General features: G+C 57.9%; 16 protein-coding genes. 7 read left to right on the top strand and 9 right to left on the bottom strand.

Translation table 11 applies throughout. The annotated features are described in order from the left end of the window. Positions 1-10 precede the first annotated feature (10 nt). The 4 genes from truA to AC6I8W_RS14675 all read right to left on the bottom strand — a co-directional run bounded on the left by truA (position 11) and on the right by AC6I8W_RS14675 (position 3,879). Positions 11-817, bottom strand: coding sequence for a tRNA pseudouridine(38-40) synthase TruA (gene truA / locus AC6I8W_RS14660; protein ID WP_497835602.1), 807 nt, complete (start codon positions 815-817; stop codon positions 11-13). Next, positions 817-1,827, bottom strand: coding sequence for an aspartate-semialdehyde dehydrogenase (locus AC6I8W_RS14665; protein WP_497835603.1), 1,011 nt, complete (start codon positions 1,825-1,827; stop codon positions 817-819). Before AC6I8W_RS14665 ends, truA begins: the two co-directional genes overlap by 1 nt. A gap of 86 nt (positions 1,828-1,913) precedes the next feature. Then, complete coding sequence (pdxB, locus tag AC6I8W_RS14670; protein ID WP_497835604.1) at positions 1,914-3,047, bottom strand: 4-phosphoerythronate dehydrogenase PdxB; 1,134 nt, start codon at positions 3,045-3,047, stop codon at positions 1,914-1,916. Between the two features lie 52 nt (positions 3,048-3,099). Further along, complete coding sequence (locus tag AC6I8W_RS14675; protein ID WP_497835605.1) at positions 3,100-3,879, bottom strand: AraC family ligand binding domain-containing protein; 780 nt, start codon at positions 3,877-3,879, stop codon at positions 3,100-3,102. A gap of 95 nt (positions 3,880-3,974) precedes the next feature. Here AC6I8W_RS14675 and AC6I8W_RS14680 point away from each other — a divergent pair, with 95 nt between their 5' ends. After that, a complete protein-coding gene (locus AC6I8W_RS14680) occupies positions 3,975-4,880 on the top strand; it encodes a DMT family transporter (RefSeq protein ID WP_497835606.1) in 906 nt (301 codons plus the stop codon). Here AC6I8W_RS14680 and AC6I8W_RS14685 read toward each other — a convergent pair. Together AC6I8W_RS14685 and tctD are read right to left on the bottom strand one after the other, a co-directional pair. Next, complete coding sequence (locus AC6I8W_RS14685) at positions 4,867-6,246, bottom strand: sensor histidine kinase (protein WP_497835607.1); 1,380 nt, start codon at positions 6,244-6,246, stop codon at positions 4,867-4,869. The genes AC6I8W_RS14680 and AC6I8W_RS14685 overlap by 14 nt on opposite strands. Next, entirely contained in the window at positions 6,237-6,908 is a 672-nt protein-coding gene (gene tctD, locus AC6I8W_RS14690; RefSeq protein WP_497835608.1) for a transcriptional regulator TctD, read from the bottom strand. Before tctD ends, AC6I8W_RS14685 begins: the two co-directional genes overlap by 10 nt. Before the next feature lie 120 nt (positions 6,909-7,028). Between tctD and AC6I8W_RS14695 the strand changes: the two genes are divergently transcribed. From AC6I8W_RS14695 to flk, 4 genes are all read left to right on the top strand, one after another. Then, on the top strand, positions 7,029-8,006 hold the full coding sequence (locus tag AC6I8W_RS14695) for a Bug family tripartite tricarboxylate transporter substrate binding protein (RefSeq protein ID WP_497835609.1): 978 nt from the start codon (positions 7,029-7,031) through the stop codon (positions 8,004-8,006). 9 nt (positions 8,007-8,015) lie between these two features. Next, positions 8,016-8,447 (top strand): tripartite tricarboxylate transporter TctB family protein, encoded by a 432-nt coding sequence (locus AC6I8W_RS14700; RefSeq protein WP_497835610.1) that lies wholly within the window; start codon positions 8,016-8,018, stop codon positions 8,445-8,447. 12 nt (positions 8,448-8,459) lie between these two features. After that, complete coding sequence (locus AC6I8W_RS14705; protein WP_497838197.1) at positions 8,460-9,968, top strand: tripartite tricarboxylate transporter permease; 1,509 nt, start codon at positions 8,460-8,462, stop codon at positions 9,966-9,968. Positions 9,969-10,074: 106 nt separating this feature from the next. Then, a complete protein-coding gene (gene flk, locus AC6I8W_RS14710) occupies positions 10,075-11,100 on the top strand; it encodes a flagella biosynthesis regulator Flk (protein ID WP_497835611.1) in 1,026 nt (341 codons plus the stop codon). 1 nt (position 11,101) lies between these two features. On the opposite strand, the gene AC6I8W_RS14715 is transcribed toward flk, so the two are convergent. After that, on the bottom strand, positions 11,102-11,545 hold the full coding sequence (locus AC6I8W_RS14715; protein ID WP_497835612.1) for a rhodanese-like domain-containing protein: 444 nt from the start codon (positions 11,543-11,545) through the stop codon (positions 11,102-11,104). A gap of 86 nt (positions 11,546-11,631) precedes the next feature. Here AC6I8W_RS14715 and pdxR point away from each other — a divergent pair, with 86 nt between their 5' ends. Next, entirely contained in the window at positions 11,632-13,071 is a 1,440-nt protein-coding gene (pdxR, locus tag AC6I8W_RS14720) for a MocR-like pyridoxine biosynthesis transcription factor PdxR (RefSeq protein WP_497835613.1), read from the top strand. Here pdxR and AC6I8W_RS14725 read toward each other — a convergent pair. Beyond that, positions 13,034-14,215 (bottom strand): arabinose transporter, encoded by a 1,182-nt coding sequence (locus AC6I8W_RS14725; protein ID WP_497835614.1) that lies wholly within the window; start codon positions 14,213-14,215, stop codon positions 13,034-13,036. The two genes, pdxR and AC6I8W_RS14725, sit on opposite strands and share 38 nt — an antisense overlap. A 205-nt stretch (positions 14,216-14,420) precedes the next feature. Continuing rightward, positions 14,421-15,641, bottom strand: coding sequence for a beta-ketoacyl-ACP synthase I (gene fabB / locus AC6I8W_RS14730; RefSeq protein WP_497835615.1), 1,221 nt, complete (start codon positions 15,639-15,641; stop codon positions 14,421-14,423). A 156-nt stretch (positions 15,642-15,797) separates the two neighbouring features. Here fabB and mnmC point away from each other — a divergent pair, with 156 nt between their 5' ends. Further along, positions 15,798-17,813: a bifunctional tRNA (5-methylaminomethyl-2-thiouridine)(34)-methyltransferase MnmC2/FAD-dependent 5-carboxymethylaminomethyl-2-thiouridine(34) oxidoreductase MnmC1 gene (mnmC, locus tag AC6I8W_RS14735; RefSeq protein ID WP_497835616.1), complete on the top strand. Its 2,016-nt coding sequence runs from the start codon at positions 15,798-15,800 to the stop codon at positions 17,811-17,813. The last annotated feature ends 18 nt before the right edge of the window (positions 17,814-17,831 follow it).

Consider the following 17,831-nt stretch of genomic DNA (forward strand, 5'->3'; position numbering starts at 1 on the left):
CGAGTAACAATTAATCCGCGAGGAACAACGGTCCCAGCGCAGGCTGAGGTAACGCAAAGTGGGCTGGATAATCCACCGCCACCAAATACAACCCTTCAGCTCTGGCGGTCGCTGCGGCAAGGGTGCGATCTTTCGCTGCCAGCAACGTTGCCATCCAGGTTTCCGGCTGATTGCCGCAACCAATCTCCATCAGGCTGCCAACGATGTTGCGCACCATATGGTGCACAAACGCATTCGCCTTGATATCCACAATCACGTACGGTCCCTGACGCGTGACGTTAAGATGCATCACATTGCGCCACGGCGTCCGCGACTGGCACTGCACGGCGCGAAATGAGGTGAAATCATTTTCGCCCAACAGGCATTGTCCGGCGCGCTGCATCTTTTCCGCATCCAGTGGATGGTAAAAATGTGTTACGCCACTGCCAAGAATCGCCGGACGCAGCCGCTGATTATAAATCACGTAGCGGTAACGCCGCGCCGTCGCGCTAAAGCGTGCATGGAACGCATCCGGCACCGCTTTAACCCAGCGCACGGCGATATCCGGCGGCAGGTTGGCATTGACGCCCAGCGTCCAGGCTCCATCTGCGCGCTGCGAGGTGGTTTCGAAGTGCACCACCTGTCCGGTGCCGTGTACCCCGGCGTCGGTACGTCCGGCGCAGAACACGCTGACCGGATGGTTAGCCACTTTCGTCAGCGCTTTTTCCAGCTTTTCCTGCACGCTGCGTACTTCCTGCTGCCGCTGCCAGCCATAATAACGGCTGCCATCGTACTCAATACCCAGCGCCAGCTTATGCGTGTTTCCTTCAGACAACATTAATACAAATACTCCTGCACCAGCTTCTCAGCGGTTTTCACCGCCATCAGCGCGCCGCCGAAGCGAATGTTGTCAGCCACTGACCAGAATTGCAGCAGCTCAGGGATACCGTAATCGTTGCGCACACCGCCAATGCTCAGCTCACCACTGCCGGTGGCATCCTGCACCGGAGTCGGGTAATCCCCTTCGTCGCTCAGGCGGATATCCTCGGCACGCGCCAGTTCATCACGCGCTTCTTCCGCCGACAGCGGACGCAGATTTTCCAGATGAACGATCTGCGCAGTGCCATAGAATACCGGTGCCTGCACGCTGCTCACCGCAATCGGTAAGCCTTCGTCCTGTAACACTTTGCGCACCTGATCAACCAGACGACGTTCGCTCTCGACGCTGCCATTGCTGTCCACTTGCTGTGGCAGCAGGTTAAATGCCAGCTGACGGCCATAATAATGTTCATCCGCCGGTACACCATTCAGCAAACGCGCACTCTCACCCGCCAGCGCATCCACCGCGCTCTTACCGTCGCTGGAGACCGAAATCAGGTTGGTCACCTGCAAACGGCCCAGACCGGCGGCATCCACCAGCGGTTTGATGGCACTCAGCAACTGGCTGACCAGGCTATCCGCCACGCTGATGATGTTGCGGTTGCGATAATCCGCCAGCACCTGCGGATTGACATCCGGCACCACCAGCGGCACATCCGGTTCCAGCGCGAACAGATCGCTGCTGTCGATCACCAGGCAACCCTGGCTGGCCGCTTCTTCGGCGTAACGCGCTGACGCCGTACGCCCGGCGGCAAAAAACGCCAACTGCACCTGCGCCCAGTCAAATTCCGCTGCATCCTGCACCCTCAGCGAGCGGCCTTCAAAGCGCTTAGTTTCACCTGCGCTATTTTCGCTCGCCAGCAGATATATCTCACCAACCGGGAACTGGCGTTCCGCCAGCAGTTCCAGTACAGCGTTCCCTACTGCGCCTGTCGCGCCCAGTAGCGCAATATTCCAGCCGTCAGACATGTTGGTTTACTCCAGACAATGACATAAAAACAGAAGGCGGTGACATTCACCGCCCAAGAATTAAGATTTATCCCGCCAGGGCCAGTTTAACTGTGATGCAGGCTGGCGCGGAAACCGAGTTGATTCAACATCGCCGCCGTGTCTGCATCATCACAGATCACCTGCAACGACGACCATTCACGGCGTTCTTCATATTGCTTACGCAGGCGATCAAACTCTCCCGGCAGCGCGGCCACTTTGCGTAGCGGCGCATCATCACGGCGCACATCATACACCAGGTGCACCAGACGTTTCAGCGTCGGCTGATCAAGCTTGCCGTGTAAGTTAACGCTGCCAAATTCTGGCGCAGGCAGCAGGCTTTCCAGCGGCACCTGCTGCGGCTGACCGAGAAACGCACACCAGGCTTCGAACACCTGCGTGGTGCCGCGCGCCTTTCCTTCGAGGGTATAACCAGCGATATGGGCGGTGGCGATATCCACCCTGTCCAGCAGTTCCAGCGACAGCTCCGGTTCCGGTTCCCACACGTCCAGTACTACGCTGAGATCCTGGCGAATTTTCAGCACTTCGAGCAGTGCGGCGTTATCCACCACCGGGCCACGGCAGGCATTGATCAGGATGGTGTTGGGTTGCAGCGCCATCAACAACGCTGTATCAGCCAGATGCCAGCTTTTATAGGGTCCGTCTTTAAACAGCGGGGTGTGGAAGGTCAGAATATCCGCCTGCGCCACTACCTCATCCAGCGTTCGGAAATCTTCCTCATCGCCACGATCGGCACGCGGTGGGTCGCACAACAGGGTTTTCACCCCCCAGGCCTGCAAACGTTTTTGCAGACGCCCGCCGACATTACCGACACCGACAATCCCCACGGTACGATCGCGCAACTCAAAACCATCACGTTCTGCCAGCAGCAACAACGAGGAGAAGACATATTCTACTACCGCAATGGCGTTGCAGCCCGGTGCGGCCGAGAACGCGATTCCTGCTGCCGCCAGCGAGGCCTCATCGATATGGTCAGTGCCCGCCGTGGCGGTGCCAACAAATTTCACCGGCGTACCCGCCAGCAACGCAGCGTTGACTTTGGTCACCGAGCGCACCATTAACCCGCTGGCATCGGTGAGTTCAGCTTCCGGTAACGGACGTCCCGGTACCGCCAGCACCTCGCCGGTGCGGCTAAAGAGTTCACGGGCGTACGGCATGTTTTCATCGACGAGAATTTTCACCACGGCTGTCCTGTAAATTCGCAAGGGCCATATTCTGGCACAAAGCCTTTGATTAACCTAACCGGCTGCGATAGCGATCCGGTGTGGTACCGGCCTGATGCTGAAACATCACAATCAGCGCCGAGGCTGAGCTGTAGCCCAGCTCATGGGCGATAGCCTGCACGCTGATGCCTTGCTCCAGCAAGGTGATGGCACGTAAAAAACGCAGGCGCTGCCGCCACTCGCTAAACGACATATTCAGTTGCTGCTGGCAGCGTCGCGCCAGCGTACGCTCGGTGGTAAACACGCGCTTTGCCCATTGTGCCAGCGTGGTGTTATCGCCAGGGTGGGCCTGCAAGGCATGGAGGATCGGGGCGAGCAGTTTGTCATTCGAGCCAGGCAGATAACTGTTATGCACTGGCGCAAGGGATAACCGGTCCCTCAGCACCTCACACAGACGCCTGTCGGCTGCCGTGTGGGGCTGCTCCAGGCCACGCCGGGCAAACTCGTCCATAATGGCATGAACGATGGCATCAACATTCAGCAGGCAGGCTTGTTGCGGCAAGCCGTCGCACAAGTCCTTCGCCAGATTGAAGGTACGAAACAGCGACTGACGATGGTTATAGCTGCTATGACGATGCCCTGGTGGGATCCAGATCGGCATATCCGCCGGAGTCAGCAGGCGCTGCCCTTCCACCTCCATCTCCAGCACATGGCTTTTGACGAAAATCACCTGTCCCCAGGTATGGGCGTGCGGCAGATATTCGGTTTTGGCATTTGCCTGTTCGAAGCGCATAAAGTAACGCAACTGCGACGCATCGACAGGCGGCTGATACTCGACCTGTAAATTCATTCTGTCCGGTCATCAATGATTTTTGTCCGATTTTAATTATCTGTTCTAAACCGGTCAAACGTAAACTGTTCGCGTTTACTTTCAGGAGCCGTACGATGAACTTTCTGTTTCCGCTGGTAGCGGTGTTGATCTGGTCGATCAACACCATCGTCAGCAAACTCTCCGCCGGTAGCATCGATCCTGCGGCAATCGCGTTCTATCGCTGGATTCTGGCGCTGGCAGTGTTGACGCCGTTTGCGTTGCCGGGCGTCTGGCGTCATCGTCGCCAGATTGTTGCCAGTAGTGGGCGTTTGTTGATCCTCGGCCTGCTTGGCATGGTGTTGTATCAAAGCCTCGCCTATTACGCGGCGCACAGCGTGTCGGCGGTGATGATGGGGATCCTCGGGGCGACCATTCCGCTGCTAACCATTCTGCTTAGCCTGGTGGTATTACGCCTGGCACCGACGCGGGGCATTTTGTTTGGTGGCTTGTTGTCGTTTGCCGGTCTGGTATGGCTGGTGAGCGCCGGTAACCCGGCCCAGTTGCTGGATCAGCGGCTCGGCAACGGTGAGTTGATGATGCTGGCTGCGTCAACCTCATATGCGCTGTACGGTGTTCTCACTAAACGCTGGGCGATCCCACTACCCGCCTGGCAAAGCCTGTACGTCCAAATTTTCTTTGGCGTGCTGCTGTTGCTGCCCGGTTTTCTGCGCACACCGGATGTATCACTCAACGCACACAATATTCCGCTAGTACTGTTTGCCGGGCTGTTTGCATCGATTGTCGCGCCCTTCCTGTGGATCCTCGGCGTAGAGCGTCTGGGAGCTAGCACCACCAGCATCTTTATGAATTTCGTGCCCGCATTTACCGCCGTCATCGCGGTGTTGTTCCTGCATGAACAGCTGCATGCGTATCACTGGATTGGCGGCGGTATGACGTTGCTGGGCGTGATTCTGGCACAGCGTCTGCGCACGCCACTGCGTCGCGCCCGCGCCGTGACACCGCCGATCAGCGGAAACTGATGCTCACCCGTAGTCCGCCTAACTGCGGGCTACGGTCCAGCTGCAAATGCGCGCCGTGCCAGCTGCAGATATCCTTCACTAACGCCAGGCCGATCCCCGCACCCGGTTGTTGCTGACCATGATCCAGCCGGGAAAAGGGTTGCAACGCTTGCTGCTGTTGCGCATCCTCAATGCCCGGTCCGCTGTCCTCAAACGCCAGTCCCTCCGCGCTGATGCGTGCCGTCACAGTACCGTGCACCGGTGTGTACTTGATGGCGTTATCCAGCAGATTGGCGCACAACTCTGCCAGCAGCAACGCATCCCCCTGCACTTCATAGCAACTGGCCCCTTCATAGCCCAGATCGATCTGTTTATGCCGTGCGGCTGCATAACCGCTGAAGCATGCCTGCTGCACAATGGCGGCAAGATCAACACGGGTCATCACTTTTTCTTCACCGTGGCGTGCTTTTACCTGCGCCAGTTGCAACAGACGATCGGTCAGTTGCACGGTGTCATCCAGCGTGTGGCTCATACCCTGCAAACTTTCCCGCCACTGCCGGGGATCGTCGCTGTTCAACGCCACCCCCAACTGAGTTTTCAAAATGGTCAGCGGAGTGCGCAACTGATGCGAAACATCGGCGCTAAAGCGCTCCTGACGCGCCAGCAAACCACGCAAGCGCTCCAGATGACGGTTGAAGGCGATAATCAACGGTTGCAGTTCCGACCACGGCAATAGCGATGGCAGCGGTGTCAGTTCACCCGGCGCTCGACGCAATACAATCCGCGACAAACGCCGCAGCGGTCGCAGCACCTTGCGCAGTAGCCAACCGGCCAGCAACAGGGTCATCAGCACCAGAATGCTTTGGCTGATCAATGCAGTACGCAACAATCCTTCCGCAAAGGCATGGCGTGAATTGAGTGTTTCCGCTACCAGCACCAGCGCCATGCCCTGCACGCCCTCTTCATTAACCGGCTGCCACAGGGCCGCAACGCGAATCGGTTGCAGGTGATAACGTGCATCATAGAAATGCACCAACGCTGGGAAGGCTTCCGAACGCGGAGCCGTCGCGGGTAACGGCGGTAGATCATCGTACCCTGACAGTGTCTCCCCTTCTGGCGAGATCACCTGATAAAACAACTGGTCATTCATATTACGTTCGAAGCTATCCAACACCACCCAGGGAACATCGACGCGAATACGCTTTTGCCGCACTTCCAGTCGTTCCGCAACGGTGCGTGCCGAGGCCAACAAGGAACGATCGTAAGCCTGGTTGGCGGCATGTAACGCACTTTGATAATGGGTGTAGACCGATAATCCCCACAGCAGCAGCAGCGGTACACCCAGCCACAACAACAACTCGCCGCGTAACGAGTGGATCAGCCGCATTGCTGGCACTCAAGGCTGTAACCTAATCCACGTAGCGTGACAATCGCCACATCGCTGCCCGCCAGTTTTTTGCGTACCCGATGGACATATAACTCAATCGTCTCCTGACTCGCTTCATCACACAGCGTAAAGGTCTGTTCATACAGATGTTGTCGTGATACCGGATGACCGGGGCGGCGCATCAGGGTGGTCAGCACACTCGCTTCGCGCGGCGTCAGACGCAGCGGTTTGCGATTCAGCAGGAAACAGCCCTGATTATCCCGCTCCAACTGACCAATCACCTGTGATTGCGTTAGCTGGCCCTGGCCGCGACGCAGCAAAGCGCGCAAGCGTGCCTCCAGTTCATCCAGCTCAAAAGGTTTGGTGAGATAATCATCAGCACCAGCATTCAACCCCTGGACCCGCTGCGCCAGCGCGCTACGGGCAGTCAGCAGCAAAACCGGCACTTTCTGCTCACGTCGACGTAAACGCGCCAGCACTTCCAGACCATTCATGCGCGGTAAAGTCACATCCAGCACCACCAACGCATACTCTTCGGTTTGCAGAACATGATCTGCCGCCACGCCATCAGCAACCCAATCCACCGCAAATCCTTTTTGCGTCAACGCTTTTTGCAACCAACCCGCCAGCTCAACCGTGTCTTCCACCAGTAAGAGACGCATGTCACACCCCGCCATTTTTCCCGATGAATGAAAGGTAAATGAAAGACTCAGGCCTTAACAATTCATTAACCGCGATTCTTCGGCGGGTATCACACTCTGAAACCTACAATGGAGCGACCAATGAAAAATACTATTCGCACCAGCCTCACCGCAGGCCTGCTGGTCTTGTCAATTTCTTCTGTTTTTGCCGCTGCACCGGAACGTACTGAATGTATCGCCCCCGCTAAACCGGGCGGCGGTTTTGATCTGACCTGCAAATTGTTGCAGGTTTCCCTGCAAGAAACCGGGCAGATCACGACACCGATGCGCGTGACTTATATGCCGGGCGGCGTCGGTGCCGTGGCCTACAACGCCATCATTGCCCAGCGCCCGGCAGAAGCAGGCACCGTTGTCGCCTACTCCGGGGGGTCTCTGCTCAACCTGTCACAGGGCAAGTTTGGCCGTTACTCCGTAGACGACGTGAAATGGCTGGCGGCGGTTGGCACCGATTACGGCATGGTGGCGGTCCGTAACGATGCACCATGGAAAACCCTCGGTGAACTGATGGAAGCGATGAAACAGGATCCCACCAAAGTGGTAGTGGGCGCTGGTGCGTCAATTGGGAGCCAGGACTGGATGAAAACCGCGCTGCTGGCGCGTGAAGCTGGCATCGATCCACGCAAAATGCGTTATGTCGCCTTTGAAGGCGGTGGTGAACCCGTCACGGCATTGCTCGGCAACCATATCCAGGTGGTATCTGGCGATATGAGCGAAATGGTGCCCCATTTACAGAGTGGCAAAATGCGTGTGCTGGCAGTGATGGCTGGCGAACGTCTGCCTGGCGAACTGGCGCAAATTCCCACCGCCAAAGAACAGGGCTTCAACGTCGAATGGCCGATTATCCGTGGTTATTACCTGGGACCAAAAGTGAGCGATGCCGATTATCAATGGTGGGAGGATGCGTTCAAAAAGCTGGTGACTACCAAAGAGTTCCAGCAGCAGCGTGATATGCGTGGCCTGTTTGAGTTCAACATGTTTGGCAGCGAATTAGACGCTTATGTAAAAAAACAGGTTGCCACCTACCGTGAACAGGCTAAATCGTTCGGTCTGGCGAAATAAGGGGGCAACATGAGCGATCGTATTTTTGCCACCGTCTGGCTGTTGCTTTGTGTCGCCGGGCTGTTTATCGCCTGGCAGATTCAAAGCGAATACAGCTATGAACCGGTCGGGCCCCGCCCCTTCCCGATGCTGTTGCTCGGACTGATGGCCCTGTGTTCGGTGTTGATGCTGTTACGCAAACCCGATGCCGTACATTGGCCCGTGCCAACCACGCTGAGAAAACTTATTACCCTGTGCCTGATGTTGATGCTGTATGGCTGGCTGTTTGAACGCATGGGATTTGCCCTCTGCACCACCCTGTTGACCTTCGGCATCGGTCTGCTGTTTGGTGCCCGCTGGTGGGCAGCGGTGATTTCTGGTGGCGTGATGGGCATTACGCTGTTTTACGCCTTCGATCATCTGCTGGATGTCACGCTGCCGGTCGGCAGCTGGTTCAGTTAACGGGAGATTATGATGGATACCTGGTCTTTTCTGATGCAGGGTTTCGCCGTCGCCATGACGCCGGAAAACCTGATGATCGCCCTGATCGGCTGCTTTATCGGCACCATTGTCGGACTGCTGCCGGGGCTGGGGCCAATTAACGGCGTGGCGATTCTGATGCCGCTGGCGTTTGCCCTACACTTACCGGCCGAATCGGCGCTGATCTTGCTGGCAACGGTGTATATCGGCTGTGAATATGGCGGACGTATCTCGTCAATTCTGCTGAATGTGCCGGGGGACGCCGGAGCGATCATGACCGCACTGGATGGCTACCCGATGGCGCAGCAGGGCAAAGCGGGGGTGGCGTTGTCGATTTCCGCCGTCAGTTCGTTTATCGGTTCCACCATTGCTATCATCGGCATCATCCTGTTCGCCCCGCTGCTGGCAAACTGGTCGCTGGCCTTTGGCCCGTCGGAGTATTTCGCGTTGATGGTGTTCGCCATCGCCTGCCTCGGCAGCATGATGAGCCATAACCCGCTGAAGTCATTCCTCGCCGCGCTGATGGGGCTGGGGATGGCGACGGTGGGTGTCGATGCCAACACCGGCGTCTATCGCTTCACCTTCGATAGCGTGCATCTCTCCGACGGTATTCAGTTCGTGGTGGTGGTGATTGGTTTGTTCTCGGTGAGCGAAATTCTGCTGATGCTGGAATCCACCAGCAGCGGTCAGAAGATGGTACGTGCCAGCGGCCGTATGCTGTTCAACATGCAAGAAGCGGCGATGGCGACAGGAGCAACCCTGCGCTCCTCCTTTATCGGTTTCTTTGTCGGTGTATTGCCCGGTGCTGGAGCGACCATTGCCAGCGCTATTGCTTACATGACCGAAAAGAAAATCAGCGGCAGCGATCAGTTTGGTAAAGGCGATATTCGCGGCGTGGCAGCACCGGAGGCGGCGAATAATGCCTCGGCCTGCGGTTCGTTTATCCCGATGCTGACGCTGGGCATTCCCGGCTCCGGCACCACGGCGGTGATGGTCGGTGCGCTGACGCTCTACAACATCACTCCCGGCCCGGCAATGTTTACCGAGCAGCCGGATATCGTCTGGGGATTGATCGCCGCGCTGCTGATTGGCAACGTAATGTTGCTGATTATGAACATCCCGATGATCAATCTGTTCGCGCGTATGCTGACGATTCCGCTGTGGTTTCTGGTCCCGGCGATTGCGGCGATTTCTGCGGTGGGCGTCTATGCTGTGCACAGCACCACCTTTGACCTGCTGCTGATGGTGGGGCTGGGGATTTTCGGTTATATCCTGCGTAAAATGGATTTCCCGATGTCTCCGCTGATCCTCGGCTTTGTGTTGGGCGAGATGCTGGAGCAAAACCTGCGACGCGCATTGTCGATCAGCAACGGCAACCTGCCGATCCTGTGGGAAAGCCTGATCTGCAAAGTGTTGTTGGTGCTGGCCGTGGCGGTGCTGATCGTGCCCCCCATCTGGAAACGCTGGCGACGTAAACGCGTACGGTTGGTCGAGGTAAAATAATTCCCTGCCCTCTGCTGCCCCCGTGGATTTCCCGGGGGCATTTGCTATCATATGGCCTCGTTTTTCCGGCGCACCCGGATCTGACTCGTTTTTCAAGGATTCCGCCATGCAACCTATTAGCGGTCCCGGTGTGCCCGCGGGCGATCGTTCCCCTCTCACCAACGCCGCTGGGCGTCCCGGCGGACCCGCTGGCGAGCAGCCATTAAGCCCGGCCCAGCGCACCACGCTGGAACGCCTGATTGTGCGTATCATGTCGCTCAGCACCCTGAAAGCCCCGGAACTGTGGGCCGGAGTACGCCATGAAGTTGGCGTGAAGAACGATGCGGAACTGCAATCACGTCATTTTCCTGCTGCTGAGCAGCATCTCAACAGCCGCCTGACCCAGGTGCAGGATAGCCATGCCACGCGCCAGCTGTTGCAGCAATTGTTGGAAAAACTGCCGCAGGGCAATAACCGCCAGGCGGTAAGTGACTTTATCCGCCAGCAGTTTAATCAGACGGTATTGAGCGCGCTGTCGCCGGACCAGCTGCGTCAGGTGCTGACCATGTTACAGAACGGTCAGATAGCCATCCCGCAGCCGCAACAAACGCGCAGCAGCGATCGTACCCTGCTGCCTGCCGAACATCAGGCACTGAATCAGCAAGTGACACGTCTCGCTGCCAGCACCGGTGAATCACCGGTGAAAGTGCTGGAGGATGTGTTAAAGCTGGTCAATCTGAAGAGTGGCGACCCGATTCCGTTGCGCCACTTCCCGCTGCTGACGCAATATTTGCAGGTGCGTCAGACGCTGAGTCAACAGAGCGCGCCCACGCTGCACATGCTGGAAAGTTCACTCAAACAGCCGTTAACCACTAGCGAGCAACGCCTGCTGGAGGATTACAGCCAGCAGCGTTTCCAGGCTACGCCGCAGATGGTGCTGACGCCAGCGCAAACTCAGGATTTACTCAACCTGTTGTTCAGCCGTCGCGCCGAAAAAAACCTCGAACAACCGCTGGCAGACAGCGAACTGCGTCCGCAACCGATCTGGGCACCGTTGGTGAGCCAACTGCCTGCGCCGTTTGCTCAGCGCCCGGCGTTAACCCTCAGTCTGGCGCTGGTGGTGTTTATTTTTCTGCTGTGGATTTTCCTGTGATTTAACAACCGCAAGAGGCGGCAGGCGCAGCGGCAGGCCACTCGCCCGGCGCACTGCCCCATGCCAGTGGATGGCCATCACGTTTCCAGAAATCCAGTCCGCCAATCAGCTCCTTCACCTGAAAACCCAATGCCGCCAGCTTCAGCGCCGCTTTGGTCGAGCCATTGCAGCCGATACCGTCGCAATAGGTGATGTAGACTTTTTCCCGATCCAACTGTGCGGTGGTGTCGGCGCTAATGGTGCGATGCGGAAATGAGATCGCACCACAAATATGTCCGGCCTGATACACCTCTGCCGATCGGGCATCAAACACCACGATCGCATCACAGCCGTTCGCCATATCCTCGGCTAAATCCCAGGCGTCGGTGTAATACGCCAACTTGTGTTGCAGATATGCCAGGCTTGCGGAGGCGCTGGCTGGGGGAAAGGCTAAGACAGATGACATCGTATTCTCCTGCTTTGAATTTCCGTCAGTGTAAGGCAAAGTGGTCTGCATATTGATACCACTTTTCATATGATGATAAGACCACAATGACAACATCTCCCCTGCTGACCTTGTTCAGTCATCAAAGCCAGGGCGGCCTGCGCGAACGATTGTGCGCTACGCTACGCCAGGCGATTGCCAGCGGCCACCTGGGTTATGGGCAGAAAGTCCCTTCCAGCCGCCAGCTCGCCAGCGACCTCAGTCTCTCAAGGGTGACGGTGGAGGCCGCCTATGCCCAGTTGGAGAGTGAAGGCTATCTGCAACGCCACTGCGGCAGAGGAACCTTTGTCGCCATTGCCATGCCGCAGCGTGTACCCTCTGGCGTGCAACACAGTGGCCTGCATTTTTCTGCGCGTGGCAACCAGGTACTGGCGACCGGGGGGTGTCAGGATCCGCCCTTCCCACACGCCTTTGCCGCTGGCTCTCCGGAACTGCGTGCCTTTCCGCATACCACCTGGCGGCGCATCAGCGCCAGCGTGCAACGTTCACTCGGTAGCAAGGCGATGGGTTATGGCGACCCTTGCGGCTATGCGCCGCTGCGTCAGGCCCTGGCCGATTATCTGGCATTATCGCGCGGTATGCGCTGTAGCGCCGAACAGGTGTTGATCCTGACCAGTTCACAGCAGGCGCTCCAGCTGCTGGCATTGATGTTTCTGGATAGTGGTGACGATGTCTGGCTGGAGGAACCGGGTTATCCCGGCGCGCGTAATGCCTTCCTCGCCGCTGGCGCACGTTGTCGGGCGATGCCGCTGGATGCAGCCGGAGCGCTGCCCCTCGACGGCAGCGCCAGGCTGGTTTATCTCACCCCGTCACACCATTATCCAACCGGAACACCAATGAGCCTCGCGCGCCGCCTTGAGTGGCTGGCATGGGCGCACCAACAGGATAGCTGGCTGATTGAGGATGATTACGACAGCGAATTTCACTATGACGAACGCCCTCAGCCCGCGTTGCAAGGGCTGGAAGCGAATAGCCGGGTGATCAGTCTCGGGACATTTTCCAAATCCTTGTTCCCGTCGCTGCGTCTGGCATGGATGGTAGTGCCACCCGCGCTGGTGGAAGCGCTGGGCCGTGCACGCAGCGTGCTGGATGGGCACAGCGCGTTACTGCCACAGGCGATCACCGCCGAATTTATCCAGCAGGGACATTTCGCCAGCCACCTGCGCCTGATGCGCCAGCTGTACCACAGCCGTCGGGATGTGTTGCTACAACAACTCAGCACACGCTGTGCCCCCTGGCTGACAGCGTTCCCGGCGACCGGCGGTTTGCAACTGACAGTGCATTTATTGCAGGGGGAAGAAGCGGCGCTCACCGCTCAGGGGCAAGCGCATGGGTTGTTGCTGCCACGTCTGTCGCCACTGTATGCGGGACAGGCGTGGCAGCCAGGCTGGATACTGGGTTTCGCCGCACTGACGCCTGGCGAAATCGTCAGCGCCTGCGATAAGTTGGTTATGCTGCTGTCGCGCTGCGGGCAAAACGCCAGGTGACCACGATGCCCAGTACCGCGCAGCAGGCGCCTGCCGCATACACTGAGCCGTAGCCCAGTGCGGTCGCCAGCAAACCAGTCAACGGACCACTGGCACCGTAAGCAATATCCTGAAACGCGGAGAAACCGCCCAACGCGGTGCCGCGGATCTGTGGTGAGACGCGTTTGATCACCTCCACCCCCAGCGCCGGGAAGATCAGTGAACAACCACTGCCGGTTAATGCCGCTCCCAACAGGGCCACCCAACCCTGTCCGGCCAGCGCCAACAACGTCAGGCCAACGGCTTCGACCAGCAGTGACACCATCGCCACCCGCACCCCACCGTGCCGATCCGGCAGGCCGCCAAAGAACACGCGCACCAACACAAAGGCACACCCGAAAGCGGTGAGCGCCAGTCCGGCATTGCCCCACTGCTGCGCAGCAAAGTACAACGAGGTAAAGGTGCCGATCACCGCAAAGCCAGTACCCTGCAACGCCAGTGCCAGGCCTGGCTGAAAGATGGTTTTCACCACGCTAAACAGCGAAGGACGTTCCCCCCCCACCACCGGCACCGGGGCAATCCAGCTGTTCAGCGCCAGCGCCAGCAACGGCAACAACAGCGCCACGCCACCCAGCGCGGCAAATCCGGCGTATTGATGAACCAGCAATCCGATCGGCGCACCGGCGGCCAGCGATCCATAAATCGCCATGCCGTTCCACGACATCACCAGCCCGGATCGTCGGCTACCGACCAGCCCCATCCCCCAGGTAAGATTACCGGTCAGTAACAGGCTTTCACCAAAACCGAGCAACAGACGGCCAAGCGCCAGCAGACCAAACTTCCCCCACGGTGACAGCGGCAACAGCGCCGCCGCCAGATAGGCCACGCCCACCAGCGCTATCGCCATCATGCCATGTTGGGTGGTGAGCTTAGCACCGTGCTGATCGGCCCGCCGTCCGGCAAAGCTGCGCGTCAACAAAGTGGCAAAGAACTGAATCCCCACTGCGACACCGACCATGACGTTGTTCATGCCCAGCTCCTGGTGGACATACAACGGGATCACCGGCAGCGCGAGGCCCGCCGTCAGATAGGTCAAAAACACCGCAAAGGAGGTGCAGGCTAAGGGAAACACAGATTGCGTCTGCGCATCGGCAGCAGTAGACATAATGGACGTAACTCCTTGTTCTGAGACGTGCCATGCAGGCGAAAACCAGACACACGCACGTCTTCTGTGATTAACAGAAACGGGTGCGTTGATTCACGTGAACGCTTACGTATTACGGGATGAGGGAATTGATTGTGGCAAGCGGAGCGGAGAATGTCAAAACGACAAGGGCCGGATTAACCGGCCCTTGTGGGATAAAACTACATTAACCCTGATACTTACGCATCGTCAGGGTGGCGTTAGTCCCGCCGAAGCCGAAGCTGTTTGACATCACAGTGGTCAGCGCTTTTTCTGTCGGCTGAGTCACGATGTTCATGCCTTTCGCCGCGTCGTCCAGCTCTTCCACGTTGATGCTTGGTGCGATGAAGCTATGCTCCAGCATCAGCAGGGTGTAGATCGCTTCCTGCACGCCCGCCGCACCCAGTGAGTGGCCAGTCATGGCTTTAGTGGCGGAGATGTATGGCGTGTTGTCGCCAAACACTTCACGAATCGCACCCAGCTCTTTCACATCACCCACCGGAGTAGAGGTGCCGTGGCTGTTGAGGTAGTCGATCGGGGTATCCAGACCCTGCATCGCCATCTTCATGCAGCGCACTGCGCCTTCACCTGACGGTGCGACCATATCTGCGCCATCAGAGGTTGCGCCGTAGCCGACGATTTCGGCATAGATATGCGCGCCGCGCGCCAGGGCGTGTTCCAGTTCTTCAACCACCACCATACCGCCACCACCAGCGATGACGAAACCATCACGGTTCGCGTCATAGGTACGAGACGCTTTTTCCGGCGTTTCGTTGTATTTGGTGGAGAGTGCGCCCATCGCATCGAACTCACAGGCCATTTCCCAGCTCAGCTCTTCGCCGCCGCCAGCAAATACCACATCCTGTTTGCCCAACTGGATCTGCTCAACCGCATTACCGATGCAGTGTGCCGAGGTGGCACAGGCGGAGCTGATCGAATAGTTTACGCCGTGGATTTTAAACGGTGTTGCCAGACAAGCGGAAACGCCAGAGGCCATCGCTTTGGTGACCACGTACGGACCCACCGCCTTCAGGCCACGCGAGCTACGCATTGCGTCAGCACCGAACACCTGGAAACGCGGAGAACCGCCACCAGAACCGGCGATCAGACCCACACGCGGGTTGCTCTGATACTGCTCTTCGGTCAGGCCAGAATCTTTGATAGCTTCTGCCATAGAAAGATAAGCGTAAATGGAGGCATCACTCATAAAACGCACGATTTTGCGATCGATAAGCCCGTTCGTATCCAGTTTTACATTACCCCATACGTGGCTGCGCATACCGGCTTCTTTCATCTCTTCGGAGAAAGTGATACCAGAACGGCCTTCACGCAGAGATGCCAGCACCTCTTGCTGGTTACTACCAATGCTGGAAACGATACCCAGGCCAGTAATCACTGCACGTTTCATTCAAATAGTCCTCATTCCACTTCTTTTGGATTGACGTGCACTCTAGCTTACAGTTGTAAGCCGAACAAGTCCGATCAGCCATTTCCTTTTGTAAATTTGCGTCATGTGACCGCACTCGCTAAAATCACGCCACTGCCTGAAAAATGAGCCTTTCCCTTGAAGTTATCCCCGGTTGAACACGCACAACTTAACTGGAACGAACAGGGTACACCTGTTTCGCAAGCCTTCGATGACGTTTACTTCTCCAACGACAATGGTCTGGAGGAGACACGCTATGTCTTCCTTGATGGCAATGGCATTCCGCAGCGCTTCCTCAACCATGATCGTGAGCTGTTTATTGTGGCGGAAAGCGGTTTTGGCACCGGGCTTAACTTTCTCACCTTGTGGCAGGCTTTCGACCATTTTCGCCGCCAGCATCCCACCGCCAACCTGAAGCGCCTGCACTTTATCAGCTGTGAAAAATTCCCGCTCACCCACCCGGACCTGGTGGCAGCGCACGCGCACTGGCCGGAACTCCAGCCGTGGGCCGAACAGCTGCAACAGCAGTGGCCCGCAGCATTGCCGGGCTGCCAGCGTCTGCTATTTGGCGGCGGCGAGGTCACCCTTGACCTGTGGTTAGGCGATATTAACGCGCTAATTGATACCTTTGATGACAGTTTGCATCGTCAGGTGGATGCCTGGTTCCTCGATGGCTTCGCCCCGGCGAAAAATCCGGAGATGTGGACGCCAGAATTATTTGCTGCGATGGCGCGCCTGGCGCGTCCCAATGGGACGCTGGCAACCTTCACCTCTGCCGGATTTGTCCGGCGCGGTTTGCAGGAAGCGGGTTTTCACATCAGCAAACGTAAAGGCTTTGGTCATAAACGCGAGATGCTGACCGGCCAGTTAGCTGATGCCCCTGCCCTGTCGCAGCGTCAACCCTGGTATGCACGCCCGCAGGCGCAAAGCCAGGAAGTGGCGCTGATTGGCGGTGGCGTCGCCAGCGCGGTACTGGCGCTGGCGTTGCTGCGTCGTGGCTGGCGCGTCACCCTGTATTGTGCCGATGCCGCCGCCGCGCTGGGGGCGTCGGGTAATCGTCAGGGGGCGCTTTATCCGCTGCTGAATCAGCATGATCCGGCGCTGGCAACCTTTTTCCCCGCCGCGTTCAGTTTTGCCCGCCGTGTTTATGATGCACTGCCGGTGGCGTTCGAACATGCCTGGAGCGGCGTGCTGCAACTGGGTTGGGACGAGAAAAGTGCCGACAAAATCGCCCAGATGTTGAGCATGGGGCTGCCGCACGACCTTGCTTATGGCGTAAATAAAGAAGAGGCGGAAGCGCTGGCTGGCGTGGAGCTGGGGATGGGCGGCATTTACTATCCGCACGGCGGCTGGCTGTCGCCGTCGGAATTGACCAGCAACCTGCTGGAATACGCACAAACCCAGGGATTACGCGTGCACTGGCTGCATCGCGTAACCCGACTAACGCCGCAGAATGACGGCTGGACGCTGAGTTTTACTGAACAGCACGATGTTCAGCACCAACAGGTGGTGCTGGCGAATGGTCATGCCTTGCTGGATATCGATCAGAGCCGTAATCTGCCGGTGTATGCCGTTGCGGGCCAGGTCAGCCATGTACCGACGACTCCCCAGCTTGGCGCATTGCGCAGCGTGTTATGTTACGACGGCTATCTCACGCCGGTCAGCCCAACCTATGCCACCCACTGCATCGGAGCCAGTTACCACCGTGGCGATACGACTACAGACTATCGTGCCGCTGATCAGCTGGAGAATCGTCAGCGCCTGATCAATTGCCTGCCCACCACCGACTGGCCAGCACAGGTGGATGTCAGCGATAGCGAGGCGCGTATCGGCGTCCGTTGTGCCACACGTGATCATCTGCCGATGGTCGGTAGCGTGCCGGACTACGACGCCACCCTGGCGCAGTACGCCACGCTGGCTGAGCAGCGGGCGCAAGGCGCAGCGATCGCCACAGCGCCTCTTTATCCGGGATTATTTGTGCTGGGTGCATTGGGGTCGCGGGGTTTGTGCAGCGCACCGCTGGCCGCGGAAGTGCTGGCGGCACAGATGAGTGATGAGCCGCAGCCGCTGGATGGCGCGACTCTGGCGGCACTGAATCCAAATCGCTACTGGGTGCGGAAACTGCTTAAAGGAAAGAAAGTGGGACGCCCGTAACGGCGCGATAAATCGCGC

The sequence above is a fragment of the Pantoea sp. X-Soil-TKNS-1211 genome (genome assembly GCF_059730495.1).

Bases quoted from the DNA above. Each gene is read 5' to 3' on its own strand.
- truA (WP_497835602.1), bottom strand. From the start codon at position 817: ATGTTGTCTGAAGGAAACACGCATAAGCTGGCGCTGGGTATTGAGTAC.
- AC6I8W_RS14665 (WP_497835603.1), bottom strand. From the start codon at position 1,827: ATGTCTGACGGCTGGAATATTGCGCTACTGGGCGCGACAGGCGCAGTA.
- AC6I8W_RS14675 (WP_497835605.1), bottom strand. From the start codon at position 3,879: ATGAATTTACAGGTCGAGTATCAGCCGCCTGTCGATGCGTCGCAGTTG.
- AC6I8W_RS14680 (WP_497835606.1), top strand. From the start codon at position 3,975: ATGAACTTTCTGTTTCCGCTGGTAGCGGTGTTGATCTGGTCGATCAAC.
- AC6I8W_RS14685 (WP_497835607.1), bottom strand. From the start codon at position 6,246: ATGCGGCTGATCCACTCGTTACGCGGCGAGTTGTTGTTGTGGCTGGGT.
- tctD (WP_497835608.1), bottom strand. From the start codon at position 6,908: ATGCGTCTCTTACTGGTGGAAGACACGGTTGAGCTGGCGGGTTGGTTG.
- AC6I8W_RS14695 (WP_497835609.1), top strand. From the start codon at position 7,029: ATGAAAAATACTATTCGCACCAGCCTCACCGCAGGCCTGCTGGTCTTG.
- AC6I8W_RS14700 (WP_497835610.1), top strand. From the start codon at position 8,016: ATGAGCGATCGTATTTTTGCCACCGTCTGGCTGTTGCTTTGTGTCGCC.
- AC6I8W_RS14705 (WP_497838197.1), top strand. From the start codon at position 8,460: ATGGATACCTGGTCTTTTCTGATGCAGGGTTTCGCCGTCGCCATGACG.
- flk (WP_497835611.1), top strand. From the start codon at position 10,075: ATGCAACCTATTAGCGGTCCCGGTGTGCCCGCGGGCGATCGTTCCCCT.
- AC6I8W_RS14715 (WP_497835612.1), bottom strand. From the start codon at position 11,545: ATGTCATCTGTCTTAGCCTTTCCCCCAGCCAGCGCCTCCGCAAGCCTG.
- pdxR (WP_497835613.1), top strand. From the start codon at position 11,632: ATGACAACATCTCCCCTGCTGACCTTGTTCAGTCATCAAAGCCAGGGC.
- AC6I8W_RS14725 (WP_497835614.1), bottom strand. From the start codon at position 14,215: ATGTCTACTGCTGCCGATGCGCAGACGCAATCTGTGTTTCCCTTAGCC.
- fabB (WP_497835615.1), bottom strand. From the start codon at position 15,641: ATGAAACGTGCAGTGATTACTGGCCTGGGTATCGTTTCCAGCATTGGT.